The organism is Algirhabdus cladophorae (genome assembly GCF_044772865.1).
Taxonomy (GTDB): Bacteria; Pseudomonadota; Alphaproteobacteria; order Rhodobacterales; family Rhodobacteraceae; genus Algirhabdus; species Algirhabdus cladophorae.
This window is the reverse complement of sequence record NZ_CP173029.1, coordinates 1239763-1265132: the sequence shown is the minus strand read 5'-3', so window position 1 is coordinate 1265132 and position 25370 is coordinate 1239763. Positions and strand designations below refer to the sequence as shown.

Below are 25370 nucleotides of genomic sequence, written 5' to 3'. Positions count from 1 at the left end.
ATGTTAAGTGTCGCAGAGGCGCTGGAACTGGTTTTGGGTTTGGTAGAACCCGCCTCCACCGAAGTCGTCCCCTTGCGCGACAGCATCGGTCGTACATTGGCCAAAGACGCAATCGCCACGCGCAATCAGCCGCCTTTTTCCGCCTCCGCCATGGACGGCTATGCAGTGCACAACAGTGAAGTTCGTGCAGGCGCACAGTTTATCGTGATCGGCGAGGCTGCTGCGGGCCACGGCTTTTCCGGCACCGTGGGCGCAGGCCAAGCCATCCGTATTTTTACCGGCGCACCAGTGCCCGACGGTTTGGACCGGATCCTGATACAAGAGGATGTAACGCGCCAGAACGACGTCATCACCTTATCCGAGAACCACGATACATCACACTATATCAGGCATTTAGGGGCCGATTTTAAAGTTGGTGACGTTTTGCCAGCCCCTTGCATGATCGGCCCTGCCGAAGTTTCGCTTGCAGCGGCTATGAACATTTCTCCGGTCACTGTTTACCGACGCCCTACTGTGGCGATATTGGCCACAGGCGATGAATTGGTCATGCCCGGTGAAGTGCCAAATGAGGATCAAATCGTAGCCTCCAACGTCTTTGGCTTGGCCGCAATGTGCCAGTCTGCCGGGGCGAACCCGCGCCTTTTACCCATCGCACGCGACACGCCCGCCAGCCTATCCCAAGCGTTCGCGCAGGCCAAAGGTGCTGACATTACCGTCACCGTGGGCGGCGCTTCTGTGGGTGATCATGACTTGGTCGGCGCTGTGGCTGAGGCGCACGGGCTGCAAAGGGCCTTCTATAAGATAGCCATGCGTCCGGGTAAGCCTTTGATGGCAGGACATTTTCAAAACGGTGCCTTGCTGGGCCTGCCCGGAAATCCAGTTTCGGCTCTGGTCTGTGGCAAGCTCTTTTTGGAACCAATGATCCGCAAAATGCTTGGCGATCCGGCACCAAATGTCACAACACGCTTGCTGCCACTGACCGCCGCTTTGAACGCGAACGGACCTCGCGCGCACTATATGCGAGGGCATCACAAAGATCAGAAAGTTCAGGCCTTTGATCGTCAAGACAGCGCTTTATTGAGTGTCTTTGCACAGGCCAACTGTCTGATCAAACGCCCCCCATTCGATCCTGCGCGCGCCATAGGCGAAATCGTAGAAGTTATCGAAATATGAACAATCGTTGACACAAAACAAGAACATGGATAGAACATTACCCAAACACGCAAGAGCTGAGACACAAAGCTGACAGGGACATACCATGTTAACCAACAAACAACTTCAACTGCTCAACTTCATTCACAAACGGCTGCAACGCGACGGCGTACCGCCCTCTTTTGACGAAATGAAGGACGCGCTGGATCTGCGTTCAAAATCCGGGATTCACCGGCTCATCACTGCTTTAGAGGAACGCGGCTTTATCCGTCGTTTGGCCCACCGGGCCCGCGCGATTGAGATTGTGAAACTGCCTGACGCTATGGGTGGCTCGGGCTTTACCCCCGTGGTGATTGACGGCGACAAAACAGATCCGCCCCCTGCAGCGCAGCCCATCGAAGTGCACGCGGTTGAACTGCCCGTTATGGGCAAAATCGCCGCTGGTGTGCCAATCGAGGCCATTGAAAACCGGACCCACTCAGTAGCGGTCCCGGGTCAGATGCTAGGCAATGGCGGTGATCACTATGCCCTTGAAGTCAAAGGCGATTCGATGATTGATGCTGGTATCAACGACGGCGACGTTGTGGTGATCAAACAAACCGCAACAGCCGATGATGGCGATATTGTTGTGGCACTGGTCGAAGATCAAGAAGCCACGCTCAAGCGGCTACGTCGCAACGGGCGATCCATCGCGCTTGAGGCTGCAAACCCCGCTTATGAGACCCGCGTGTTCCGCGACGATCAGGTCAAAGTTCAGGGGCGTTTGGTTGGATTGATCCGTACTTACTGAGTTTGATTGCGGGCCAGTTGCGGCCCCCGATCAGGATACGGCAGGGTCAGCGTTCCTTCGGGCGCTGGCTCCTTTTTTCGGTCTGAACCTGTATTCCAAAGCCGTTGCCCCGAGGCTTGCCGCACCGAGACGACTTTTGGCCCTGAATTTGTCGTGTAGATCGCCAAAGCACCGGTTTTTGACAGTTTTTTGGGGTCAAGGATCAAACAGGGCGCGGGCGTTGGCGTCTCTTGCACTTGATTTGTGATCACCCAATCGGCCCCTGCGCACAGATCCTGAGGCAATTTACCTGCCTTACCCGTCACATGAAGCACCTGCCAATCCCCCGCTGAAACAGTCGACAATGTCTTGCGTCGCAGCAATCCCTGACGCTCCACGGTTTGGGCCTGAGTAATGCCACCGTCACCGTCGTTTTCCAGCCAGTTGGATGCCGCAAACCCGTCGCCACGCGGCTTGTTCAAAACGCGACCATCAGGGCCCATCACCCCAATCAAGCCGCCACTCTCGCTGATCAAAACATGGGGGCGCTGCGTCGTAGGCCAGATCAGCAGCGCGACAGCAACACCGGCCACCCCCAACCATTTGCGCGGACCACGCCACAAGACGAAAAACACCGCACCCAAAGCCATCATCGGCAGGACTATCGCATGGGGGCTGACCACATGGCTCAGCGCTGTTTCAAAACCTGCAATTTTATCAGCCACATAGACGACCCAACCGATGCCTTTGGCCATAATCCACAGGGCAACCCCCGCCAGCCCCAAGGGCCAAAGCAACGCCGCAATCACGGCCGCGGGCATAATCACTGCCCCCATCAAAGGCACTGTGGTCAGGTTCGCCAGCAACCCATAATGGGGGATTTGGTTGAAATGCGCCGCGGCAATAGGTGCGGTCGCAAAGCCTGCCACAGCCGAGGAAATCAAAACGCCCAAGGCCCCTTGGGTCCAGCGCGGCAAGCCAAACGTGTTGCCCCGCAGCGCACTAAAGACAACCACGAGGGCCGTGGTCGCAGCAAAGGACATTTGAAACCCCGGCCCCATCAGGGCCTCGGGTCTCAAAACCAATACAAGGATTGCCGCCAAGGCCACCGAACGTAGCGTCAGCGCGCGCCGCCCCATCAAAATCGCCATCAGCATCACAGCCACCATGATATAGGCCCGCTGGGTCGCGACCGTGCCGCCGGACAAAATCAGATAGATAGACGCCGCAATTAGGGCGCCCACGGCTGCATATTTTCGGATGGGATGGCGCATGGCAAACCCCGGAGCCAAAGCCAAGATATAGCGCAGCGACGAAAACACAAAGCCGGCCAGTAGCCCCATATGCAGGCCGGAAATCGCCAGCAAATGCGCAAGGTTCGAGGCGCGTAGATCACGCAAAACATCCTGCGGAATCCCAGACCTGTCCCCCGTAATCAGCGCTGCTGCAACTGCGCCGTTCACGCCACTGACTTTGGTTTGAATCGCTTCAGACAGGGTCATACGCAGGCGAAAGACGGCAATGCTCCATGCCGATTGCGCCTCATCATGCAACTTAACGACCGGCACCCTCGTATAGCCAACCGCGCCCAGTTGTAAAAACCATGCATGACGTTGGAAATCGAAGCCACCCGGTTCTGCAGGGGCCGGAGGCGGTGACAAATGGCCCGTGGTCATCACTGTCATGCCCGGTTTAAGGTATTGAATTTCTTCAGGCATATGCAGGCTGAGGCGCACATGTTTGGGCGTTTTTGCACGCGGAATACGGTCTAGCACCACTTGATCCAAAGTGATCCTCGGCTTGTCCGATTGCGACCGATCAATCCCAACGACACGGCCCTCAACAGCCCCATAATAGCGCCAATCCAATGTGGGTGCCGCCACCACATTGGCGCGAAACGCCGCAAGCAACACACCCGCAGCCACCAACGCCACAGCGACCAACAAGGGCCGATACGCGGCGGGCAAACGCCAAATACACAAAGCCAAGCAAAACAAGGTAAACCCGCCCCAATTCAGGGCCTGTTGGTCCGGCTCTTCTGGCAACATAAAGTAGCTGCCAATCCCGATGGCCAGAAATACCGGAACCCAGCCAAAGAGATGCCCACGTTGACTGTCCAGCGTAAGCACAGAGAAGACTTGTTGTAACGTCATTGCAGCCCTTGTGCCTTGTGTGCGGCATGATAAACCCATTTCACTCTACGTCTTCATTGGTTATCCAAAGGTTAATCCGACTTATGTCCTCTGCTGTTGTCACTCGTTTTGCCCCCTCGCCCACTGGGTATTTGCATATTGGCGGGGCCCGTACGGCCCTTTTCAACTGGCTCTATGCGCGCGGACGTGGCGGTAAGTTTCTGTTGCGGATCGAAGACACAGATCGTGCACGTTCGACCCCTGAGGCAACGCAGGCCATCCTCAACGGCATGGCTTGGCTTGGCTTGGACCACGATGGCGAGGCTGTCAGCCAGTTTGAAGGGGCTGCTCGCCACGCGGACGTCGCTCATCAGATGCTGGCCCAAGGGGACGCCTATAAATGCTTTGCCACCCAAGACGAAATCGCGGCGTTTCGCGAGGCAGCCAAGGCCGCTGGCACCTCAACCCTCTATCGCAGCCCATGGCGCGACACGCCTGCCGCAGATCATCCCGACGCGCCCTTTGTGGTGCGTCTGAAGGCCCCACAAGACGGCGCAACCGTGATCAATGACGAGGTCCAAGGCACTGTGACATGGCAAAACGACCAGCTAGATGACATGGTTTTGCTGCGCTCGGACGGCACGCCAGTCTATATGCTGGCTGTGGTGGTCGACGATCACGATATGGGCGTCACACATGTGATCCGCGGGGATGATCACTTGGCCAATGCCGCGCGTCAGTCACTGATCTACCGCGCGATGGGGTGGGACCTGCCAACATACGCCCATATCCCACTGATCCATGGGCCCGATGGCAAGAAACTGTCGAAACGCCACGGCGCTTTGGGCGTCGAGGAATATCAGGCCATGGGCTATCCCGCCGCTGGTATGCGCAACTATTTGGCCCGCTTGGGCTGGTCCCATGGGGACGATGAATTTTTCACCGATGCACAGGCCGTTGAATGGTTTGGAACCGACGGCATAGGCAAATCGCCCGCACGTTTGGACTTCAAAAAACTGGAAAACATCTGTGGCCAACATATTGCTGTGGCCGAGGATGCTGCACTGCTGCATGAATTGCACGGCTACCTTACCAGCATTGATGTAGCCCCCCTGACCGACGCCCAAAATAAACTGATGTTGGCGGCAATGCCTGTCTTAAAGGAACGCGCCAAGACATTCGGGGAACTTGTTGAAAAGGCGTACTTTATCCTTGGTGAACGGCCGTTTACACCGGACGAAAAAGCCGCAAAAAACCTCGATGATGTATCCCGTGGTATACTATCTGAATTGACGCCGCAGCTGCAAACTGTTAGCTGGGATCGAGACACATTGTTCGACGCCGTCACCCAAGCTGCCGAAAGCCACGGGATGAAAATGGGCAAGCTCGCAGGCCCCCTGCGCGCAGCCCTTGCAGGGCGCTCTGTGACACCAAGTGTTTTTGATATGATGCTGGTCATCGGGCGCGAGGAAACCTGTGCGCGCCTGAAAGATGCAGCTGCAAGTTAGGGAAATGTTAGGCCATCACGTGCAGAGCTTTTCCTAGCCACTCAGGGAAAGACTGCATCACAGCAGTCCAAGATGTTGGAAGGGACCAAAATGGCCGAAACGAAAAGAACCGCGACACTGACAATTGGCGACGACAGCTACGAGTTGCCCATCTATTCCCCCACTGCCGGCCCCGATGTCATCGATATCCGCAAGCTTTATGGCCAAGCAGACGTGTTCACCTATGACCCAGGCTTTACCTCCACAGCCGCCTGCGACAGCACCATCACCTTCATCGATGGCTTCAAGGGCGAGTTGTTGCACCGTGGATATCCAATCGATCAATTGGCCGAAAAATCCCATTATCTCGAGGTCTGCTATCTGCTGCTTTATGGTGCCCTGCCCAGTGCCGAGCAGCTAGAAGAGTTTGAACATATCGTCACGCACCACACGATGCTGCACGAACAGATGATGAATTTCTTCCGTGGCTTCCGCCGGGATGCGCATCCTATGGCGATTATGACCGGTGTGGTTGGCGCCATGTCTGCGTTTTATCACGACAGCACCGATATCGCCGATGAACGCCAGCGCGAAATTGCGACCTTCCGCTTGATCGCCAAGATGCCGACCATTGCCGCCATGGCCTATAAATATACCGTGGGTCAGCCTTTTGTGTACCCGCGCAATGATCTTGATTACGCATCAAACTTCTTGCGCATGTGCTTTGCCGTGCCTGCCGAGGAATACGAAGTGAACCCGATCCTGGCCCGCGCCATGGACCGGATTTTCACACTACACGCCGATCACGAACAAAACGCATCGACCTCAACCGTGCGTTTGGCCTCGTCATCGGGTGCGAACCCGTTCGCCTGTATCGCCGCTGGCATTGCCTGTCTTTGGGGTCCAGCCCACGGTGGTGCGAACCAAGCCTGCCTTGAAATGCTCAAGGAGATTGGGACAGTCGATCGCATCCCCGAATTCATCGCCCGCGCAAAAGACAAAGACGATCCATTCCGCCTGATGGGCTTTGGCCACCGCGTCTACAAAAACTTTGACCCCCGCGCCAAAGTGATGAAGCAGTCGGCGGACGAAGTGTTGGATCTGCTGGGTGTGGAAAATAACCCTGTGTTGCAAGTCGCCAAGGAATTGGAAAAAGCCGCTTTGGCCGACCCCTACTTTGCTGACAAGAAACTGTTCCCGAATGTCGATTTCTATTCCGGTGTGATCCTTGAGGCCATGGGCTTCCCCACATCTATGTTCACGCCGATCTTTGCGGTCAGCCGTACGGTTGGCTGGATCTCCCAGTGGAAAGAAATGATCACGGATCCTGCCATGAAAATCGGTCGCCCTCGTCAGCTGTATGTCGGCGAAACGGAACGCGACTATGTGGACATCGAAAACCGCTAAACGCTTAGCATCTTGAAGAATTGGCCGCGCCGTCCAGCGCGGCCTTTTTTATGTGAACAGATGCCCCATCAAATCACGTAACAGCCCCAATCAGACCAAGTCCCCTATCCAAAAAATTTGCTAAATCGCCTTGATATTCGTCCCAGTCAGATGACGTGCTGGGGCAACCACGGGTTCTACAAAGGTTTGCGACAGTCTGCCTGCGCTGGATATCACGGTTAAGACAATTGGGATCAAAAATTCATGTCTCTAAATCGCTTACAATGCGTTGATTGTCATGTTGTCCACTTGCAGTTTCTACCGATGTGCAACACCTTGCGCGTAGATCAGCGACTTTAGATGGGTGTTCTTAACCAATGAACCGTTTATTCCTATTTTCAGGGGCTGCAGCCTTGGGGGCTGTTGCGGTCGGGGCAGTTGCATTTACCTCGATGCAGGGCGCGGTATCTGAAACAGATACATTCACGGCACCCGGTCTTGATCCAATGACAATTGCCGAGGCTCAAGCGGAGTTTTGGCGCCTTACGCCTGCTTTGCTGTTGGAGGTTTACGACGCCTTCGGACAAACCGAGGAAAATACCATCTACGATACGCTGGCCACCGTCACATCAGGAGATGCTTTGGAATACCTTTACCTCGAACGGGTTGGGGCGATGGCAGGTGGTGGACTTGAAGAGGCTGATCAAACGATCCATGAGATCAAACTGTTGAATACGCAGGTTTCGCGAAACAAGGCATCCTTGGCGATAGACGCATCTTGGCAAGTGGTCGGAACCGTCGGACATGCCGAGCACCTGCATGTGCGGGGCAACACTTATAGTGCTGATTTATTGGTGTCGCCCGTTGACGGGGCATGGCGCATCACCGATTTCGAGTTGCTGGACGTCAATCGGGATGAAGCCGGCGAAACATTTCTAGCACCACCGACAAACTGATGATCAGAATTGAAAATCTCAACTTTCGCTATATTGCGACCAGTTTTGGGCTAAACGTTCCCGCGTTCGAGCTGCACGACCGCGAACGCCTAGCCATTGTCGGCCCCAGTGGCAGCGGTAAAACCACACTTTTGAATCTGATCGCGGGCATCCTGACCCCGCAGACGGGCCGTATCAATGTGGCGGGCACTGATGTCGCCACGTTGTCCGAAGTTGAGCGCCGTAATTTTCGGGCCAGCACGATTGGCTTTGTGTTTCAGGATTTCGCGCTGTTGGAGTATCTGTCCGCGCGCCAAAACATCCTCTACCCCTACCGCATAACGCCAGCCTTAACCCTGAATGACGAGGCCCGCGACCGCGCCGATGCCTTGGCCACAGCCTGTGGGATTGGTGACAAACTGGACCGTCATCCTGGCGCGCTGAGCCAAGGGGAACAACAGCGCGTCGCCATTTGCCGGGCCTTGGTCACCCAGCCAAAATTGATCCTGTCGGATGAAGCGACCGGCAACCTTGACCCAGAAAGCAAGGCACGCATCCTTGATTTGCTGTTTGAACAAGCCAGCCAAGCAGGGGCTGCCGTTTTGGCCGTGACCCATGATCACGAATTGCTGCCAAGGTTCGAACGCGTCCTTGATTTTGCTGAGTTTCGACAAGGGGCCGATGGATGAACGCGCTTTTTCTGGCCTTCGCCTATTTGCGCTATCACTGGGGCCGCAGCCTTGTCCTGACGCTGGTGGCAGCACTGATTATGTTCGTGCCGATTGCGACGCAAATCTTGCTTTCGACAAGCGAACGCGCGCTTGTTGCCCGTGGCGATGCGACGCCACTTTTGCTGGGAAGTCGCGGGTCACAATTGGACCTGACCATGGCCGCGCTCTATTTTTCGGACGAACGCCCAGATCCAGTTACCATGGCCGATGTCGAAACCGTTTGGGACAGTGGCCTTGCGATCCCGATCCCCATTCATTCGGCGTTTTCATCTGGCGGCTTTCGGATTGTTGGCACATCACTGGACTACTTCGAATTCCGCAATCTAACCTTGGCGCAGGGGCGCAGCCTTTCAATTCTTGGGGATGCTGTGATCGGCGCAGACGTGGCGGCTGACCTTGGCAAAGGTGTCGGTGACACTCTGGTGTCATCGCCAGAAAACCTGTTTGATCTGGATGGGGTCTATCCGCTTGAGATGCCGATCGTCGGTGTTCTTGCCCCGACCAATTCACCCGATGATCAAGCGATTTTTGTCGATATCAAAACCGCATGGGTCATTCAGGGGATTGGTCATGGACACGAAGACGTGGTGACCGCAACCGATGTAGCGACAGGCACAGCAAACCTGTCCAACGCCGCTGTAGTACAGTATCAGCGCATCACCGATGACAATATCGACAGCTTCCATTTTCATGGCAGCCAAGACAGCTTTCCAACCTCCGCCGTGATCCTCGTCCCCAATGATGCCCGTTCAGCCACGATCCTGAAGGGGCGCTATTTGGACAGCGAAAACCCAAGTCAGTTGATCGCACCGTCTGGCGTGATCCAAGGTCTTGTGGACCGAATATTCCGGATCAAATCCCTGTTGGATGTGGTCACGTTGATTATCGCCATCGCGGCCTTTGCAGCTATCGGGCTGGCGGTGTTTCTCAGCTACCGATTGCGTGCCAAGGAGATCGCGACAGCGGTCAAACTTGGCGCACGGCGCGGGATGGTCCTGCGGCTCTTGTCGGCGGAAACAATTACATTACTATCTGTATCTGCACTTTTTGCGGCACTTGGCACTGCGATCGTGTCACGCAATGCCGAAAGTTGGGTGGGCTGGTTGCTTGCCCTTGGATCTTGAACAACAGGAGGTCTTATGTACCGCCACCTTCTACTTACTGCATCCTTTGCCAGCCTTATCGCAGCGACGCCTGTTTTGGCCCACTACGGTATGATCATTCCAAATGATCCCATGATCAGTCAGCAAGATGGCCGCAGTGTAGACCTTACGATGTCATTTTCCCATCCGTTCGAGATGGACGGTATGATGCTGGACACGCCTGTATCCTTTGCTGTGACCTATGAGGGCACCACCACGGACCTGCTGGGCGAATTGCAAAGCGAAACCATTATGGACGATCAGGGTTACACACTCAGCTACCAGCTTGAGCGTCCCGGCACCTATATTTTCACCATGGAACCCCAGCCCTATTGGGAACCCGCCGAAGATGCCTTCATCATCCATTACACCAAAACTTATGTGACCGCCTATGGCGATGACGAAGGTTGGGATACCGAACTGGGCCTCAAAACCGAAATCGTGCCGCTATCCAAGCCATTTGGTTTGTGGGAGCACAATGTGTTCCAAGGTATCGTGAAGATGGACAGTGAACCTGTTCCTTATGCAGAGGTCGAGGTCGAGTTCTTCAATGACGGTGCCGGTGCAACAGTGCCAGACGAGTTGATGATCACTCAAACCGTCAAAGCCGACGCCGCTGGCGTGTTCACCTATGCACCGCCCTCTGATGGTTGGTGGGGTTTTGCGGCCCTCAACACTGCCGACTATACCTTGACCGAAGAAGGTTCAGGCAAAGAAAAGGCTGTGGAACTTGGCGCTGTGATCTGGGTCCACTTTGAAGAATGGACAGGCCAGTGATCCGCCGGCTTGCTTTGGCCTTTGCATGTGTCGCCGCCCCCACCCTTGCGGCCGCACATCAGATGACGGTTTTTGCGTCCTCGGATTGTGAAACCGTCACAGTTGAGGCCAAGTTTTCGAACGGCAACCCTGTGATGCTTGCGGATGTTCGGGTGCTGGATGGCAACAACGACCTTTTGCTGACACTGCCGATCAACGAGGATGGCACGCTCCCTATTCCACTCGACAGCGTCGATCATTCCGGGGGGTTGGTTGTCGAAGTCGACACGGGCAGCCACGACAATTACTGGATCGTGACCCCCGACGATATCGCCCGCAGTTGCCAAAGCTGATGACTATGACCCTTTTGAGATCTGCATTGGCTGTGCTGTTCAGCCTGCTTGCTGCGAGTGCGGCCTTGGCACAGGACCGACCAACCATTGTCACGGTCAACTATCCACTGCAGTACTTCGCACAACGTCTTGTGGGGGACGCCGCAGATGTCGTGTTCCCTGTGCCAAGGGATGTTGACCCCTCGTTCTGGCGGCCCGCTATCGCAGATATCAGCGCCATCCAATCCGCTGACCTGATTTTGCTGAATGGGGCAGGCTTTGCCACCTGGATTGATCGCGTGTCTTTGCCACGATCCAAGGTCGTGAACACAACTGCCAAAATCGAAAACCAGTTTATCCGCACCGAAAGCATCACCCACAGCCACGGCGAAGGGCAAGAGCACTCTCATGAAGGCACCGCATCCTATACCTGGCTCGACCCGATGCTGGCCATCGCGCAAGCCGAGGCAGTTGCCGCTGCAATCACCACGCGTGGGATCGCACCGGCGGATAAGGTTGAGGCGCAACTGGATCGTTTGCGCACCGACCTTGAAGCCTTGGACAAGACTGCCGTCGCTTCCCTAGGTGGGTTACAGAACATCGCCATCATCGCAACGCACCCGCGCTACCAATATTTCGCACGGCGCCACGGCCTGTCCATCGCGTCCCTCGAATGGGACGCCGGTGCCATGCCAACACAAGCCGAGCGCGCAGACCTTGTGACGCTGGTCGATGAAAAAAACGCACAAATCCTGATCTGGGAAGCCGAACCACCTGCCGCTGCATTTGCGATCACCCGTGAGCTTGGATTACACAATGTTGTTTTCCCGCCCCTTGCTCATCCAGTCGAAGGGCAGACCTTCCTACAGTCGGTCGAGACAACGCTAACAGCGATATCGGGCGCTAGGCAGCAATAGCTTTTGACCTCTTTTCCAACGTCAGAAATTCCCAGAACGAACCACTCGTCCTTTGGACTGCAAAAAGCCAGACCAGTCGCGCAAGTTTCCAAAACGGTCTACTTACGCGATCGAACCAGCTACCGACCTTGAAAATCGGGGGCGCGTTTTTCTAGGAAGGACACAACACCTTCGCGGAAATCGCGCGTGCGTCCGCAGTCGCCTTGCAGTTTGGCCTCCAGTGCCAGTTGTTCTTCCAGCGTATTGTCGTAGGTCGCCTTGAGCGCCTTTTTGACGTTCCCAAACGTCTGGGTCGGGCCTTTGGCCAAATGCAGAGCGCGGGCGTACCAATGGTCTTTGAACGCATCATCTGCCACGGCTTCCCAAATCATTCCCCAATCGCTGGCTTGTTGTGCGCTGACTTTATCGGCAAACAGCGAGGCACCCATAGCTTTGGCCATACCAATCTGGCGCGGCAGGAAATGCGTGCCACCAGCGTCTGGAATCAGTCCGATTTTGGCAAAGGCCTGCACGAAATAGGCACTGTCGCTGGCAATCACCACATCTGCGGCTAGGGCAAGGTTCGCCCCCGCACCCGCAGCAGGACCGTTCACTGCAGAAATCGTTGGTACAGCACAATTGTAAATCGCATTCAGCATCGGCACGTATTCGTCACGCAAAGTGCGTTCCAAATCCAAATTGGCAGCCGATCCCCCATCGCCCAGATCCTGGCCCGAACAAAACGCCTTGCCCTGCCCTGTGAGCACTGCAACACGCGCTTCATCACTGGCGGTTTGAAACGCATGAGTGATCTCGGCACGCATCTGCGAATTGAGCGCGTTCATCACCTCAGGCCGGTTCATCTTGATGGTCGCGATGTCGTGATGGATGCTAAAACGGATGGTTTCGTAATTCATGATCTGGGCCTGCTGTCGCTGGTGGGTCAAACTTAAGTTCGGAACTAAACTAAACTGTTTAACCCAAAGGGAAAGCGAAACCGAACGTCAATGCCCTAGTCTTCTTTCAAAAGCGCTGTCAGGCGTGCCTGTTCGTCGTCACTAAGCCCCTCGGGGCCCGCAGTGTCCGCACGTCCACGCACATAGACAATACCCACGCCGAGGGCCGCCAAAAACATCAGCGGCCCGGCGATCCACAGCACCAGGTTCGACCCGTTCAACTGCGGTTTCAACAACACGTATTCTCCGTACCGGTCCACGATGAACGCCATGGCCTGCGCATCTGTGTCGCCTGCCACTAAACGTTCGCGCACCAAAAGGCGCAAATCGCGGGCCAGTTCTGCGTTGCTTTCATCGATACTTTCGTTGCGGCACACAAGGCATCGCAGGCCTTTGGACAGCTCGCGTGCCCGTTCTTCCAGCACCGGGTCGTCTAGAATTTCATCCGGCTGCACGGCCAGCGCAGGCACCGCCAACAGCATCAATAGGCAAAGGGCAAGATACTTCATTCTGCAGGCACCGCGTCTTTGGGCGCGCGGCGCGCACCAGCGGCCACACGGTAGCGCCGATCACTCAGAGACAAGCCACCGCCAATAGACATGATGATAGCCCCGGCCCAAATCCAATTGGCAAAGGGTTTGATATACGTGCGCACAGCCCAACCGCCATCAACCTGTGGGTCACCGATCACCACATAAATGTCGCGCAGGATGCCATTTTTGATCGCGGCCTCGGTGGTGGGCATATTGGCCACCGGATACATGCGCTTTTCCGGTGTGAGATAAGCAATGATTTTGTCGTTTTGCCAGACATCGATGTCAGCCACGGTGGTAAAGTAGTTTGGCCCCTGCTCTTGACGCACATTGTTTAGTTCGATCTCGAATTGGCCCACGGCAAACCGGTCGCCAATCTCGGCCACGCGAATATCTTCTTGCTGCCAAGCCATCATCGCAGCCACACCAAAGATCGTTATGCCAAGGCCGGAATGAGCCACTGCCTTGCCCCAGTCTGCACGAGGCAAACCGCGCAGCCGCGCGACGCGATTGCCCCCCTTGCCAGAGCGTTGCCACAACTCAATCACAGTCGCAGCCACCAGCCATGCCCCCAACATCAGACCAATAGGCCCAAGGGCGGATCGGCCCGTTTGCAAGGCAAAGGCCAGCGCCATAAGCGCAATTGCAAAGACCAAGGCCGGGATCAGTGATTTGGCCACACGGCCCAATTTTGCCCGCTTCCATGGCAGCAATGACCCAAGCGGCAATGCAACAGCCAAGGCCACCATAAAGGGCGCAAAGGCTGCATCAAAGAACGGTGGTCCAACGCTAAGTTTACGGTCAAACAGCATTTCCGCGACCAAAGGCCAGATCGTGCCGACAAAGACCACCAAAGCACTGACAGCCAACAGGATGTTGTTCAGGACAAGCGCACTTTCGCGACTGACCAGCGAGAACACGCCTTTGGCTTCCATAGCCCCGGCACGCAGACTGAACAGCAGCAAAGCCCCGCCCATGAACACGCCAGTGATGATCAACAAATAGACGCCACGCTCGGGATCATTGGCAAATGCATGCACCGAGGTCAGCACGCCGGAACGCACGATAAACGCCCCGATCAGCGAGAACCCAAAGGCCAAGATCGCGAGCAGGATGGTCCATGCCTTAAGTGCTTCGCGCTTTTCAACCACGATGGCCGAATGCAGCAACGCCGCAGCGATAAGCCATGGCATAAAGCTGGCATTTTCCACTGGATCCCAGAACCAAAAGCCGCCCCAGCCCAGCTCGTAGTAGGCCCACCAAGACCCCAGCGCGATCCCAATGGTCAAAAAGATCCACGCCGCCAGTGTCCATGGGCGCACCCAACGGCCCCATGCAGCATCAACGCGCCCTTCGATCAAAGCCGCCACAGCAAAACTGAACGCCATCGAAAGCCCCACATAGCCAAGATACAGGAACGGCGGATGGAAGGCCAAACCGGGATCTTGCAACAACGGGTTCAGGTCCTGCCCATCCAAGGGCGGCACCAAAAGCCGATCAAACGGGTTCGACGTGAACAGCAAAAACGCAAAAAACGCCACGGCGATGGCGGATTGCACGCTGAGCACCCGCGCGCGCAGGCTTGGGGGCAGATTGCCACCAAACCACGCAGCCATGGCCCCAAACAGCGTCAGGATCAGGATCCACAACAACATACTGCCCTCGTGGTTGCCCCAAACGCCGGAAATTTTATAGATCAATGGCTTGGCCGTGTGACTGTTCGACGTCACAACCGCCAAAGAAAAGTCTGACACTACAAAGGCATAGGTCAGTGCTGCAAAAGAAAACAGTGTCAGCAAGAACTGCACAGTGGCGGCAGGCTCGGCCAATCCCATCCAACTGGCCCACCCCTTTTGGGCACCGATCATGGGCACCACCATTTGGGCAATAGCGACCATAAAGGCCAGAATGAGGGCAAAGTGTCCGAGTTCTACTATCATGAACAAAGGTATAGAGCGTCGGGACGCGCGGGCCAATCACAACTGCGCGTCCTGCGGCACTTTTCCTCACGCTGGCAGGCGCTTAGGCCCGCAATCGCTTCCAATCTGCAAGGGCTGCGTTCCCACGCGGGTCAATTGCGGCAAGGGTCAGGGCCGCATCATGGCCCGTTTTGGCCACACCGGGTGTTGTTGCTTGGGTCGCACTTAGGGTTTCAAGGTTTTCAACGACCTCAGGCACCCGCGCCATCGTCTGCGCAATAGACCGTTGAAAATCCTGCCCTTTGGCCTGATGCCGCGCCCCAAAATAAAAGCTGACAATCGCACCCAACAGCCACCACAGCGGCTCTGGCACCAAGGCAATTCCCTGCATCCGGCTGGCAAACCACACGGGATCAACCATGGCCGCCACCAACAAACCCAATGTGCCCAAGGCCATAGCAGGGCGCGGGATCCTATTGATCCCATCAACAAACCGATCAAACCATCCCTGCCGCGCATGGGCATATTCAGCCCCATATTGCGCCATCGCTGCAGATTGCACATGAAACGCGCGGTCATCAAATTTGTCGGAATTGACGCGAAAAACTTCGGCGGTCTCGGCGATCACATTGCGCCCCCCACCAAATACGACTGAAAACAAACGATCCATCAGGCCCATTTTGCTGTCCTTGCTTTATGTTCTGCTGAACTGAGGTGATATTTGGGCGCGATAAATTCCTCGGCCCGTTTGATCCAACCGCCTTTGCCTCCGGATTTCGAGCGGGCATATTTGCGACTGGCGGGACGGGAATCGGCCAAAGCGTAATAGTAATTGCGGCGCGCAATCCCGTAGGCATCGTTCAAGTGATCTGGTGCGGCACGATAGGCCTGATGGGCAATCCCCAAGGATTGCGGCCCAAGCGCGCCGTCCACAGAAAGCGGGTATCCCATCTTGACCAACAACCGTTGCAAGATCTTCACCGCATTGCCCCCTGCATTGACGTACATATCAAAGGCACTGGCGTGCAGCGATTGCGGCAACTCGGCCAAACGCGGCTTTTCGAAATAATGAGTGATGAAAATATCCGTGGCTTGTGCCCGGGTCAAAGCTTTGACGTCCGAGATACCAACACGGCCGTTTCCATCCAAATCCAACCCCAAGCGGCGCATGGTATGAATGGTCACACCATAGTTCGTCGCCCCGCCGGGATCATCGGGATCGTTCACATAGCCGCCTTCTCGGGCGACGATCTCTTTAGCAATATCGTGCACAGTTGGCATCGGGACTCCCCTCGCTTGTTGAGGGGAACAAGATGCGTGCGCAGTGGTTAATTCGTGCCTACATCTGCGTTCGGATCAACATAAACACCCTGTTCTTTAAGGGCATCAATGACCTCAGCAGGCATGTATGTTTCATCATGTCTGGCAAGGATTTCAGTGGCTTGGAAGGTGCCATCAACATAGCGCCCTGTACCAACCATGCCTTCACCCTCGCCAAAGAGGTCCGGCAGAACGCCTGTGTAGGCCACAGGCACAGAGGCCCCGCCATCGGTGACTTCAAAGGTGATGGTGGCCCCTTGGCCACGCACCAAAGTGCCCTCAGTCACCAAGCCGCCAATGCGAAACACCTCTGTTGGGGCTGGCGGGCTGGCGATCACTTCGCTGGGGGCACGAAAGAACTGAAACGCGTCTTGGCTGGCATACCATATCAGACCAAAGGATCCGATTAAGGCCACAACCGCTAAGGCGACAATCTGAATACGGCGCTGCTTTTTAAGGCTCTTCATGGGAACACCGGGGCCATCATCAGGCCTTGGGTCTCGGGCAAGCCCAGCATCAGGTTTGCGTTTTGCAAGGCTTGGCCGCTGGACCCTTTGGTCAGGTTGTCCAAGGCTGCAATGACAATTGCACGCCCCTCAATCCGGTCGGCCACAACGCCAATATGACAAAAGTTTGAGCCACGCACATGGCGCGTCGAGGGATGCTGCCCCATAGGCAACGTCTCGACAAAAGCCTCATCTACATAAGCCGCCTGCAACGTGTCATAGATCTGCTGTGCGTCACCATGCACATAGACAGTTGCGATGATCCCGCGATTGGCGGGCAACAGATGCGGGGTAAACTGAACCGTTACCGGACGCCCTGCAATCGCAGAAAATTCCTGATCGAACTCGGCCAAATGACGGTGCGTCCCGCCAACGGCATAGGCATGGGCCCCTTCGGACAGCTCTGCATGTAACAGGTTTTCCTTCAGCGACCGCCCTGCCCCGGATACGCCGGTCTTAAGATCGATAATGATCTGATCCAGATCAATCACACCTGCTTCAATCAACGGACGCAAGGCATATTGGCCCGTCGCCGCATTGCATCCAGTGCCCGCCACCAGTCGTGCCGCTGCGATATCCTCGCGGTAGAATTCAGTCAGACCATAGACGGCCTCGGCTTGCAAATCAGTGGCATCATGGCCCTTGCCATACCATTTTTCATATTCCGCCATATCGCGCAGCCTGAAATCTGCGGATAAATCCACGACCTTGACCGATGCAGGCAAAGTCTTGATCACTGCTTGCGAAGTCGCATGAGGCAAGGCGCAAAACACCAAATCCACACCAGCAAAATCGATCGTTTCAATCTTTTGCAGAACCGGCAAATCCAGATGGCGCAAATGGGGAAACACATCGCCCATGGCCTGCCCAGCTTTACGGTCTGCAGACAACGCAACGATGGTCATGCCCCCATGGGTCGCCAACAGGCGCACCAATTCCGCGCCCGTATAGCCGGAAGCCCCTAAAATCACGATGTTTTTGGTCATGGTCCAGATCCTTTGTTGCCCTTGATTTAGGGGCAAACTGCGGCTGCTGCAATCAGGCTTGGGAAAAAACGATCTCACGTTTTAGAAATTGCGTGGCGCGCACGCTGACACGTTTGGGATCCCCCGTGGTCAAAAACGCAGTCTGTGTGCCGGATCCCACCATCGTTGGATGGCGGCCAAGGTAGTCTGCAAGACTTTCCGCGACCAGATTGGCCTGCGAGTACACCGACACGTCTTCGCCCAAGGCATGCTGGAAACTTTCCAACATCAACGGGTAATGCGTACAGCCCAAAATCGCGGCTTGCGGCTTGGGCATCTTGCGTTTCAACGCGTCCACATGGCTGCGCACCATGGCGTCCGCCAGAATGAAATCGCCATCCTCGATGGCATCCACGATACCGCCACAGGCCTGCGCTTCAACATCGACACCTACAGCCCGAAACGCCAGCTCCCGTTGGAAGGCACGACTGGCCACTGTAGCCGGGGTCGCAAAAAGCGCCACGTGCTGCACGCCAACCTCGCGCGGCGGGGAATTGTCGCCCCATTGCCGTTCCGTCAGGGCCTCGATCAACGGTACAAATACGCCCAGCACCCGCTTATTCGTCGGAACCCAGCTTTCTTGCATCCGTCGCAACGCAGCCGCAGAGGCCGTGTTGCAGGCCAGGATCACCAGATCACATCCCTCATCCCACAGCCGCTCGACCGCCGCACAGGTCAGGTCAAAAATATCATCCGCATCCCGCACCCCGTAAGGTGCATGGGCGCTGTCACCCAAATAGACAAAAGGCACATCCGGCAGCCTGCGTTGGGCCGCATCCAAAACGGTGAGCCCGCCCAATCCACTGTCAAATATTCCTACAGCCATTAGTGTTTATACCGCTTTTCAAACTCAAACCCCTGCTCGCGCGGATCCAAAGGCTGGGTCGACAAGGCATATGTCGAGGTGCGCAGATATTCCATCATGGCTTTGTTGTCCGTGCGACGTGCATCTAATTCAGATTGCGGCAAAGGCGCGCCAATAACAATCGGTAAAGGGCTGTCGACTTTGGCTTTGAACTCTTTGATCATAAAGCCCATGCGCAGGGTCGCATGCAAATGACTGGCCATTTGAAACAGCCGACTGGTCTGTCCATCAAAGAAAATCGGCACAACGGTGGCGTTCGATTTGGCCACCATTTTGGCCGTAAACGCCCGCCAGCCGGGATCCAATGGTTTCGCAAATGGCGTTACAGCCGTGCTGACAGTCCCACCAGGAAAGACCCCCATGGCCCCCCCCTTTTCAAGGTAGTTCAATGCGTCTTTGCGGGTTTGGATGTTCAGTTTGACCGCGTCTTTGGTCTCATCAAAGGAAATCGGCAGGATCACACGGTTCAAATCCTCTGCCAGATGAAACACCCGGTGCGCCAGAATCCGAAAGTCACCCCGAACAACCGACAGAATATAACCCAACATCAAGCCGTCCAGAATGCCATATGGATGGTTGGCCACAACAATCAGCGGCCCCTCTTTGGGAATATTCGACAAGGCACCGCCACGGATATCAAGGCTCAGCCCATAGCGATCAGCCATAACCTGAAAGAAGTCGCGCCCACCGGCCACGTCATGCTCATAGCCTTTTGCACGCCTGATCAATCCCAAACGACCCGTAGCATTTTCCATCACACGGATCATCGCTCGACCGCTGCGGGTCTGGGCAGAATACGCGTAGCTGATCTCGCGGGTCTGATTGCGGTGCTGGGATTTGGGCATAGCTTTTGTGGTTGTTTCTGCTCTTTTACTGCGCCTGATGTAACGCTTTTACGTCATTTTCCAAGCGGTTTGACTATTCTGCAGCTTTTTGAGGCGCAGATTTCACCAAACCGCCCAATGCAAGCCCTTCCAGCAATTCCGTCCGTCGTTGCGCCGCAGCCTCTGCCGCCGCCTCTTTAACAGGGCCAAAGCCACGGATTTGTAATGGCAACTCTGCCAGAGCCACAGCAATATCAAGAGTTTGCGGTGTGACATCCTTCAAGATGACCGCCAAATCCGCCTCATATTGCTTCAGCAGCCGCCGCTCCATCCGGCGTTCCGCCGAATAGCCAAACACATTGAACGGCGTGCCGCGCAAACGCTTCATCCGCGCCAATGGCCCAAACCAACGGGAAAACCCGGCTTTATACGCTTTCTTCATCGGACGGCCATTTGGACCCAGCTTCGATGTCATTGGCGGCGCCAAATGATAGGTCAGGGTCAGATCGCCTTCAAATTCTGCCTCAGCCTTGGCTTTGGTTTGCAGCAAAAGACGCGCCACTTCGTATTCGTCCTTGATTGCCAAGGCTTTGTGATAGCCCAAAGCCACGGCTTCTTTTAGGCGCTTGTCCGTGAACTGTTCGACGCGTTTCAAATAACGCTTGGCCAGCCCCGGCCCCTGATACTCGGTCAGGTGCCGGACGCGAAAATCGATCTGTTCCTGCACGGTCTTGGGCATTTGGGTGACCGATGACGGCCCGATAACCCCTTGAATTTTCTCAGGATACTCTGCCGCCCAACGTCCTAACTCGAAGGCTCGCAAATTGGCTTCGACAGCGGCACCGTTCAACTCAATCGCTTTGGTAATCGCGTCGTGACCCAAAGGAATAAGCCCCTTTTGCCACGCAGCCCCAAAAACAATCATGTTGGAAAAGATGCTGTCGCCCAACGTCGCCTTAGCAAAATCAGAGGCGTCGAATTCAACCAACCCTTCCTTGAGCCGCGCGTGTAGGGCCAACTGCAACCGTCCGGTAGGCAGCTTAAATTCGGTGTCGCGGGTGAAATCGCCAGTGATAATCTCGTGATTATTGACCACAGCGCCCGTCCGTCCCGCTGTCATCAACCCAAGGGTTTTTGCCCCCGCAGAGACTACCAAATCCCCACCGATCAAGGCATCACACTCGCCAGTGGCCACGCGGATGGCACTGATATCTTCGGGTCGATTGGCCAAGCGGCAATGGATATGCACAGCCCCGCCCTTTTGCGCCAAACCTGCCATTTCCATCATCGCAGCACCTTTGCCGTCCAAATGGGCGGCCATTGTCAGTACCGCGCCGATCGTCACAACGCCGGTGCCGCCAACGCCTGTGATGACCACATTGTGGGTGCCGTCGATCTCGCGAGCTGCTGGCAGGGGCAGATCCGGAATATCCACTTCAGCCGTGGCCGCTTTGCGAATTTTGGCTCCTGAAACAGTCACAAAAGACGGACAAAATCCACTGACGCAGCTGAAATCCTTGTTGCAGCTGGACTGATCAATCGCCCGTTTGCGGCCCAGTTCGGTCTCGACCGGAACCAGCGACACACAGTTGGATTGCACGCCGCAATCGCCGCAACCCTCGCAAATATCCGTGTTGATAAAGATCCGCGCATCCGGATCCGGAAACAGCCCGCGCTTGCGGCGTCGTCGCTTTTCAGCAGCACAGGTTTGGACATAAACAATGACTGACACACCACTGGTTTTACTCAGTTTTTCCTGAACAGATTGCAACTCAACCCGCTCATGCCGCGCAATTCCTTTGGGAAAGAGGCTAAAATCAATCTCTTCTTTTTCGTCGTAGACCAACACTAGGTTTTTGACGCCCATAGCCTGCACTTCGCGGGTGATCCGAGCAGCATCCAATTGACCGTCGTTGCCCTGCCCACCAGTCATTGCGACCGCATCATTGAACAGGATTTTATACGTCATCGAGGTGCCAGCAGCCACAGCCCCCCGGATGGCCTGCAAACCAGAGTGATTATAAGTGCCATCACCGATATTTTGGAACACATGATCGCGGGTTGAAAACGGTGCCTCCCCGACCCAATTGGCCCCTTCGCCACCCATCTGGGTAAAGCCCATGGTCTCGCGATCCATCCACTGCACCATGTAATGACAGCCAATGCCTGCATAGGCGCGAGAGCCCTCTGGCACCTTGGTCGATGAATTATGCGGGCAACCGGAACAAAAATATGGCAAGCGCGATGCGATTTCATCTGCGTTATCCGCCTTTTTAGCCCCAGCAATTGCCGCCAACGCACCACGCAATTTGTCCGTATCGCGTCCCTCAGCTTGCAAAATGTGGCCCAGTTTTTCCGCTATATCAACGGGATCCAAAGCCCCTTTGGCCGTAAACAACTCGGCCCCCGTATGATCCGTGCCGCCGTACACCCGCCGCCCCCGGCGGTCGTTGAAAATCGCCTCTTTAGCCTGCACTTCGATCAATTTGCGTTTTTCCTCGACCACTACGATCAAATCCAGATCATCAGCCCAGGCGTTAAAGCCTTTGACATCCAGCGGCCACGTCATCCCGACCTTGTAAGTCGTCACCCCCAAATGGCGACATTCCGCATCATCCAAACCCAGCAGGCTCAGCGCATGCACCAAATCCAGCCAGTTTTTGCCCGCAGCGACAAAGCCAATTTTGGCCCCCTTGGCCCCGTGCACGCGCTGATCAATCCCGTTGGCATGACCAAAGGCCTCGGCAGCGTGGCGCTTGTAGTCGATAATCCGTGCCTCTTGATCCTGCGGTGTGTCGACCAATCGGATGTTCACGCCCCCCTCAGGCATTGCAAAATCCGGGATCACAAACGGCGCACGGTCCAATCCGGCCTCGACCACTGCTGTGACCTCAACCGTGTCTTTCATACATTTAAGACCTGCCCAGACACCGGCAAAACGGCTCAACGCCAGTCCAAACAATCCAAAATCAATAATTTCCTGAACGCCTGCTGGCGACAGAACCGGCATAAAACTGTCGACCATCGTCCATTCGGATTGATGCAGCGAGGTGCTGCTTTCGCCTGTATGGTCATCGCCCAAGGCCGCCAAAACGCCCCCAAACGGCGAGGTGCCTGCCATGTTTGCGTGCCGAAACACATCGCCAGATCGATCCACACCGGGGCCTTTTCCATACCAAAGACCAAAAACCCCGTCGAATTTCCCTTCTCCGCGCAATTCGGCCTGCTGCGATCCCCAAAGGGCCGTAGCTGCCAAATCCTCGTTCAGGGCCGGTTGGAACACCACGTCACTGGCATCAAGATGACTTTGCGCGCGTGACATCTGCATGTCCACAGCCCCAAGGGGCGAGCCGCGATAGCCTGTCACCAATCCAGCCGTATTGTGGCCTGCAGCCGCATCAATGGCCTTTTGCATCAACATCATGCGCACCAAAGCCTGCGTGCCATTCAACAAAACCCGCGATTTGGACAGGTCATACCGGTCTTCAAGGCTTACATCGTGATGGATCATGAGGCTCCTCCCCTAAAAAGCGCCCTTTTAAACAGCATAGGTCACAAAACCTGACCTACCAAGAAAAATCGGCATCAAAGGGTATCGATCAGTATCCCAGTTCGATAAGAACGCATAAGCCATGAGATCGAGTTATAAGGCGCAAGGTATGGATTGGGATAAACTCAGAATATTTCACGCAGTGGCCGATGCGGGTAGTTTGACCCATGCCGGTGACGTGCTGCATTTGTCGCAATCTGCCGTAAGCCGACAGGTGCGTGCGCTTGAAGAAACCTTGAACGCGACACTTTTTCATCGCCACGCGCGGGGATTGATTCTCACCGAACAAGGTGAGCTGCTGTTTGATGCCACATCCGCTATGATCAAACGCCTTGACGCTGCCAGTGCGCGCATCCGCGACAGCGAGGAAGAGGTCTTTGGCGAGTTAAAAGTCACCACCACCATCGGATTTGGATCACTCTGGCTGGCCCCCCGCCTGCCCCATCTCTACGAGAAATACCCAGACCTGAAGATTGATCTCATGCTTGAGGAACGGGTGCTGGACCTGCCCATGCGCGAGGCAGATGTAGCAATCCGTATGAAGGAGCCGTCACAGGCCGATTTGATCCGCAAGAAACTAATGACTGTAAAGATGCGCCTTTATGCCTCGCCCGGCTATCTCGAGCAAAACCCGACGCCAAACACTTTGGACGAGTTGCATCGGCACCGGCTGATTTGTCAGAACCCAAAGTCAACACAAGTAGGCGCAGGGGCCACCTTAGTCAGCAGCCTTTTGGCCAATGAGGTGCCTAGCCTATTGACCGTCAACAATTACTTTGGCGTGTTACAAGCGACCTTGCACAATCTTGGCATAGGCGTCTTGCCAGATTACGTGACCGAGGATTTCCCGCAATTGGTGCGTATCCTGCCCGAGATTGAAAGCACAGAAGTCCCAGTTTTCTTGGCCTACCCCGAGGAATTACGCCAATCCAAACGCATCACCGCGTTCCGGGATTTCGTACAAGACGAGATTATCACCCATCGTAAGAAAATGCGCGAGCTTGCGGCGGGCTGAGCGGCCCACCCTCTCACAGATATTAACCAGGAAAAATCGCCACCATTTCTGCCTCAAAATAGGCCCAAGTGATGCTGGCTTTGTTGCCTGCGTAACCCTCGTAGTAGGATTTGCCATTCGGTAAAGGCAGCCCCGCCCAGATCTTGGCCAGATTGTGCATAAAGGTCTCGCGCGAGATTTCGGATCGGTCAAGCGCCTGCAATCCAGCCTCGGCCAGCAAAACATCGGCCAGATCATCCTGCACCCCCGGGGAAAACCGAATATGCGCAGGCAGGTTCAGGCGTTTTACAAGGCGTCTCAGCGTCTTTGGTATAAATTGATAGCGGCCAATGGCGTGGGGCTGGCCCGGTGTTGCTTCGATCCACTGAAAAATCTCACCCAAACTCATATCGGTTGGCCGTTTCGCAGGTCGCCGCGTGGCACCATATTGCACAGCATCATACCCGTCGCGGCGCGATTCTGCCTTTTGGATCAGGGCGCGCAAACGTTCTAACGGGGAATAGGCCCCGCCCCCTAAGGGTCCACCGCCGGGTCGAGCCAATTGTCCCCCATCCAAAGGCAGGGATCGCCCACGTTTGGTCATAGGGCGCTCAGGATAAGGCGCGAACAGGCTTGCCCCCTCTTGGCCGATAAACAGGCTTTGCCCTCGAACACCGCCGCCTGCGGGCGCGGAGGCAGGCACCAAAGCCGTCCGGTGCGGCGAGACCGCTGTATCGGGCACCAATGATGCAGCCTGCATTGGGGATGCACTGCACACCACCAACAGAACCAATATTCGCCACACTAAAAACCTGCTGCTGGATTGCATTCTGCCCTCACATCATCTCGCCGCTTTTCGGGTATGACAGGCAAAAGTTGACAGGTGGTATGCAGCGAAACAAAAGAAGAACAAATTTTAAGCTATGCACGCAACGCATACCGGATATACGCCCAGATATCTTGTGAGAATCTATACTGCCTCCTATTTGATCCTCGACGGCGCTTTTTTGTGCGCCATCATACCTCCCTGTTGGACTTGGCCGAGCTTTGTGCTCGGCCTTTTTTTTACCCAACCGGATCTTCCCAGACCAAGACGGCACTTCGCCCTTCCCCCTGCTGGCCCCATGCCGTATGACGCAGCCCCAAGGGAATATGCGTCT

23 protein-coding genes are annotated in these 25370 nt (G+C 55.6%); 11 read left to right on the top strand and 12 right to left on the bottom strand.

The features are described 5' to 3' along the window. The gene (gene glp, locus ACIRQ6_RS06130) at positions 1 to 1173 is read left to right on the top strand and encodes a gephyrin-like molybdotransferase Glp (RefSeq protein WP_420863252.1); all 1173 of its coding nucleotides are present in this window, start codon (positions 1 to 3) and stop codon (positions 1171 to 1173) included. A gap of 85 nt (positions 1174 to 1258) precedes the next feature. Further along, positions 1259 to 1942: a transcriptional repressor LexA gene (gene lexA, locus ACIRQ6_RS06125; protein ID WP_420863251.1), complete on the top strand. Its 684-nt coding sequence runs from the start codon at positions 1259 to 1261 to the stop codon at positions 1940 to 1942. Here lexA and ACIRQ6_RS06120 read toward each other — a convergent pair. Then, positions 1936 to 4074 (bottom strand): ComEC/Rec2 family competence protein, encoded by a 2139-nt coding sequence (locus ACIRQ6_RS06120; RefSeq protein WP_420863250.1) that lies wholly within the window; start codon positions 4072 to 4074, stop codon positions 1936 to 1938. The genes lexA and ACIRQ6_RS06120 overlap by 7 nt on opposite strands. An 83-nt stretch (positions 4075 to 4157) precedes the next feature. Between ACIRQ6_RS06120 and gltX the strand changes: the two genes are divergently transcribed. From gltX to ACIRQ6_RS06080, 8 genes are all read left to right on the top strand, one after another. Further along, positions 4158 to 5561: a glutamate--tRNA ligase gene (gltX, locus tag ACIRQ6_RS06115; RefSeq protein ID WP_420863249.1), complete on the top strand. Its 1404-nt coding sequence runs from the start codon at positions 4158 to 4160 to the stop codon at positions 5559 to 5561. Between the two features lie 90 nt (positions 5562 to 5651). Continuing rightward, positions 5652 to 6947: a citrate synthase gene (locus ACIRQ6_RS06110; protein WP_420863248.1), complete on the top strand. Its 1296-nt coding sequence runs from the start codon at positions 5652 to 5654 to the stop codon at positions 6945 to 6947. Positions 6948 to 7303: 356 nt separating this feature from the next. Continuing rightward, positions 7304 to 7882, top strand: coding sequence for a hypothetical protein (locus ACIRQ6_RS06105; protein WP_420863247.1), 579 nt, complete (start codon positions 7304 to 7306; stop codon positions 7880 to 7882). Then, the gene (locus tag ACIRQ6_RS06100) at positions 7882 to 8550 is read left to right on the top strand and encodes an ABC transporter ATP-binding protein (protein ID WP_420863246.1); all 669 of its coding nucleotides are present in this window, start codon (positions 7882 to 7884) and stop codon (positions 8548 to 8550) included. Before ACIRQ6_RS06105 ends, ACIRQ6_RS06100 begins: the two co-directional genes overlap by 1 nt. Further along, positions 8547 to 9716, top strand: a complete 1170-nt coding sequence (locus ACIRQ6_RS06095) for an ABC transporter permease (protein ID WP_420863245.1) — start codon at positions 8547 to 8549, stop codon at positions 9714 to 9716. Before ACIRQ6_RS06100 ends, ACIRQ6_RS06095 begins: the two co-directional genes overlap by 4 nt. Before the next feature lie 15 nt (positions 9717 to 9731). Beyond that, complete coding sequence (locus tag ACIRQ6_RS06090) at positions 9732 to 10511, top strand: DUF4198 domain-containing protein (protein WP_420863244.1); 780 nt, start codon at positions 9732 to 9734, stop codon at positions 10509 to 10511. Then, the gene (locus tag ACIRQ6_RS06085; protein WP_420863243.1) at positions 10508 to 10843 is read left to right on the top strand and encodes a hypothetical protein; all 336 of its coding nucleotides are present in this window, start codon (positions 10508 to 10510) and stop codon (positions 10841 to 10843) included. Before ACIRQ6_RS06090 ends, ACIRQ6_RS06085 begins: the two co-directional genes overlap by 4 nt. 5 nt (positions 10844 to 10848) lie before the next feature. Then, positions 10849 to 11739: a metal ABC transporter substrate-binding protein gene (locus ACIRQ6_RS06080; protein ID WP_420863242.1), complete on the top strand. Its 891-nt coding sequence runs from the start codon at positions 10849 to 10851 to the stop codon at positions 11737 to 11739. A gap of 119 nt (positions 11740 to 11858) precedes the next feature. On the opposite strand, the gene ACIRQ6_RS06075 is transcribed toward ACIRQ6_RS06080, so the two are convergent. From ACIRQ6_RS06075 to ACIRQ6_RS06030, 10 genes are all read right to left on the bottom strand, one after another. Further along, entirely contained in the window at positions 11859 to 12635 is a 777-nt protein-coding gene (locus ACIRQ6_RS06075) for an enoyl-CoA hydratase-related protein (RefSeq protein WP_420863241.1), read from the bottom strand. A gap of 95 nt (positions 12636 to 12730) precedes the next feature. Next, complete coding sequence (locus tag ACIRQ6_RS06070; protein WP_420863240.1) at positions 12731 to 13183, bottom strand: cytochrome c-type biogenesis protein; 453 nt, start codon at positions 13181 to 13183, stop codon at positions 12731 to 12733. Next, positions 13180 to 15147, bottom strand: a complete 1968-nt coding sequence (locus ACIRQ6_RS06065; protein ID WP_420863239.1) for a heme lyase CcmF/NrfE family subunit — start codon at positions 15145 to 15147, stop codon at positions 13180 to 13182. The genes ACIRQ6_RS06070 and ACIRQ6_RS06065 overlap by 4 nt, the downstream gene beginning before the upstream one ends. Before the next feature lie 82 nt (positions 15148 to 15229). Next, entirely contained in the window at positions 15230 to 15805 is a 576-nt protein-coding gene (locus ACIRQ6_RS06060; protein WP_420863238.1) for a holin family protein, read from the bottom strand. Beyond that, positions 15796 to 16407: a holin-associated N-acetylmuramidase gene (locus ACIRQ6_RS06055; protein ID WP_420863237.1), complete on the bottom strand. Its 612-nt coding sequence runs from the start codon at positions 16405 to 16407 to the stop codon at positions 15796 to 15798. The genes ACIRQ6_RS06060 and ACIRQ6_RS06055 overlap by 10 nt, the downstream gene beginning before the upstream one ends. 47 nt (positions 16408 to 16454) lie before the next feature. Beyond that, a complete protein-coding gene (ccmE, locus tag ACIRQ6_RS06050) occupies positions 16455 to 16913 on the bottom strand; it encodes a cytochrome c maturation protein CcmE (RefSeq protein WP_420863236.1) in 459 nt (152 codons plus the stop codon). Then, complete coding sequence (gene argC / locus ACIRQ6_RS06045) at positions 16910 to 17938, bottom strand: N-acetyl-gamma-glutamyl-phosphate reductase (protein ID WP_420863235.1); 1029 nt, start codon at positions 17936 to 17938, stop codon at positions 16910 to 16912. Before argC ends, ccmE begins: the two co-directional genes overlap by 4 nt. A gap of 52 nt (positions 17939 to 17990) precedes the next feature. After that, positions 17991 to 18803 carry a glutamate racemase gene (locus ACIRQ6_RS06040; protein ID WP_420863234.1) on the bottom strand — a complete coding sequence of 271 codons (813 nt, stop codon included), beginning with the start codon at positions 18801 to 18803 and terminating at the stop codon, positions 17991 to 17993. Next, the gene (locus ACIRQ6_RS06035) at positions 18803 to 19687 is read right to left on the bottom strand and encodes a lysophospholipid acyltransferase family protein (RefSeq protein WP_420863233.1); all 885 of its coding nucleotides are present in this window, start codon (positions 19685 to 19687) and stop codon (positions 18803 to 18805) included. Before ACIRQ6_RS06035 ends, ACIRQ6_RS06040 begins: the two co-directional genes overlap by 1 nt. 73 nt (positions 19688 to 19760) lie before the next feature. Next, positions 19761 to 23177 (bottom strand): indolepyruvate ferredoxin oxidoreductase family protein, encoded by a 3417-nt coding sequence (locus ACIRQ6_RS06030; RefSeq protein ID WP_420863232.1) that lies wholly within the window; start codon positions 23175 to 23177, stop codon positions 19761 to 19763. 148 nt (positions 23178 to 23325) lie between these two features. Here ACIRQ6_RS06030 and ACIRQ6_RS06025 point away from each other — a divergent pair, with 148 nt between their 5' ends. Further along, positions 23326 to 24231, top strand: coding sequence for a LysR family transcriptional regulator (locus ACIRQ6_RS06025; protein WP_420863231.1), 906 nt, complete (start codon positions 23326 to 23328; stop codon positions 24229 to 24231). 22 nt (positions 24232 to 24253) lie between these two features. On the opposite strand, the gene ACIRQ6_RS06020 is transcribed toward ACIRQ6_RS06025, so the two are convergent. Then, positions 24254 to 24970 carry a hypothetical protein gene (locus tag ACIRQ6_RS06020; RefSeq protein ID WP_420863230.1) on the bottom strand — a complete coding sequence of 239 codons (717 nt, stop codon included), beginning with the start codon at positions 24968 to 24970 and terminating at the stop codon, positions 24254 to 24256. Between the last annotated feature and the right edge of the window lie 400 nt (positions 24971 to 25370).

Coding starts and splice junctions, on each gene's coding strand:
- glp (WP_420863252.1), top strand. CDS start 1: ATGTTAAGTGTCGCAGAGGCGCTGGAACTGGTTTTGGGTTTGGTAGAA.
- lexA (WP_420863251.1), top strand. CDS start 1,259: ATGTTAACCAACAAACAACTTCAACTGCTCAACTTCATTCACAAACGG.
- ACIRQ6_RS06120 (WP_420863250.1), bottom strand. CDS start 4,074: ATGACGTTACAACAAGTCTTCTCTGTGCTTACGCTGGACAGTCAACGT.
- gltX (WP_420863249.1), top strand. CDS start 4,158: ATGTCCTCTGCTGTTGTCACTCGTTTTGCCCCCTCGCCCACTGGGTAT.
- ACIRQ6_RS06110 (WP_420863248.1), top strand. CDS start 5,652: ATGGCCGAAACGAAAAGAACCGCGACACTGACAATTGGCGACGACAGC.
- ACIRQ6_RS06105 (WP_420863247.1), top strand. CDS start 7,304: ATGAACCGTTTATTCCTATTTTCAGGGGCTGCAGCCTTGGGGGCTGTT.
- ACIRQ6_RS06100 (WP_420863246.1), top strand. CDS start 7,882: ATGATCAGAATTGAAAATCTCAACTTTCGCTATATTGCGACCAGTTTT.
- ACIRQ6_RS06095 (WP_420863245.1), top strand. CDS start 8,547: ATGAACGCGCTTTTTCTGGCCTTCGCCTATTTGCGCTATCACTGGGGC.
- ACIRQ6_RS06090 (WP_420863244.1), top strand. CDS start 9,732: ATGTACCGCCACCTTCTACTTACTGCATCCTTTGCCAGCCTTATCGCA.
- ACIRQ6_RS06080 (WP_420863242.1), top strand. CDS start 10,849: ATGACCCTTTTGAGATCTGCATTGGCTGTGCTGTTCAGCCTGCTTGCT.
- ACIRQ6_RS06075 (WP_420863241.1), bottom strand. CDS start 12,635: ATGAATTACGAAACCATCCGTTTTAGCATCCATCACGACATCGCGACC.
- ACIRQ6_RS06070 (WP_420863240.1), bottom strand. CDS start 13,183: ATGAAGTATCTTGCCCTTTGCCTATTGATGCTGTTGGCGGTGCCTGCG.
- ACIRQ6_RS06065 (WP_420863239.1), bottom strand. CDS start 15,147: ATGATAGTAGAACTCGGACACTTTGCCCTCATTCTGGCCTTTATGGTC.
- ACIRQ6_RS06060 (WP_420863238.1), bottom strand. CDS start 15,805: ATGGGCCTGATGGATCGTTTGTTTTCAGTCGTATTTGGTGGGGGGCGC.
- ACIRQ6_RS06055 (WP_420863237.1), bottom strand. CDS start 16,407: ATGCCAACTGTGCACGATATTGCTAAAGAGATCGTCGCCCGAGAAGGC.
- ccmE (WP_420863236.1), bottom strand. CDS start 16,913: ATGAAGAGCCTTAAAAAGCAGCGCCGTATTCAGATTGTCGCCTTAGCG.
- argC (WP_420863235.1), bottom strand. CDS start 17,938: ATGACCAAAAACATCGTGATTTTAGGGGCTTCCGGCTATACGGGCGCG.
- ACIRQ6_RS06040 (WP_420863234.1), bottom strand. CDS start 18,803: ATGGCTGTAGGAATATTTGACAGTGGATTGGGCGGGCTCACCGTTTTG.
- ACIRQ6_RS06035 (WP_420863233.1), bottom strand. CDS start 19,687: ATGCCCAAATCCCAGCACCGCAATCAGACCCGCGAGATCAGCTACGCG.
- ACIRQ6_RS06030 (WP_420863232.1), bottom strand. CDS start 23,177: ATGATCCATCACGATGTAAGCCTTGAAGACCGGTATGACCTGTCCAAA.
- ACIRQ6_RS06025 (WP_420863231.1), top strand. CDS start 23,326: ATGGATTGGGATAAACTCAGAATATTTCACGCAGTGGCCGATGCGGGT.
- ACIRQ6_RS06020 (WP_420863230.1), bottom strand. CDS start 24,970: ATGCAGGCTGCATCATTGGTGCCCGATACAGCGGTCTCGCCGCACCGG.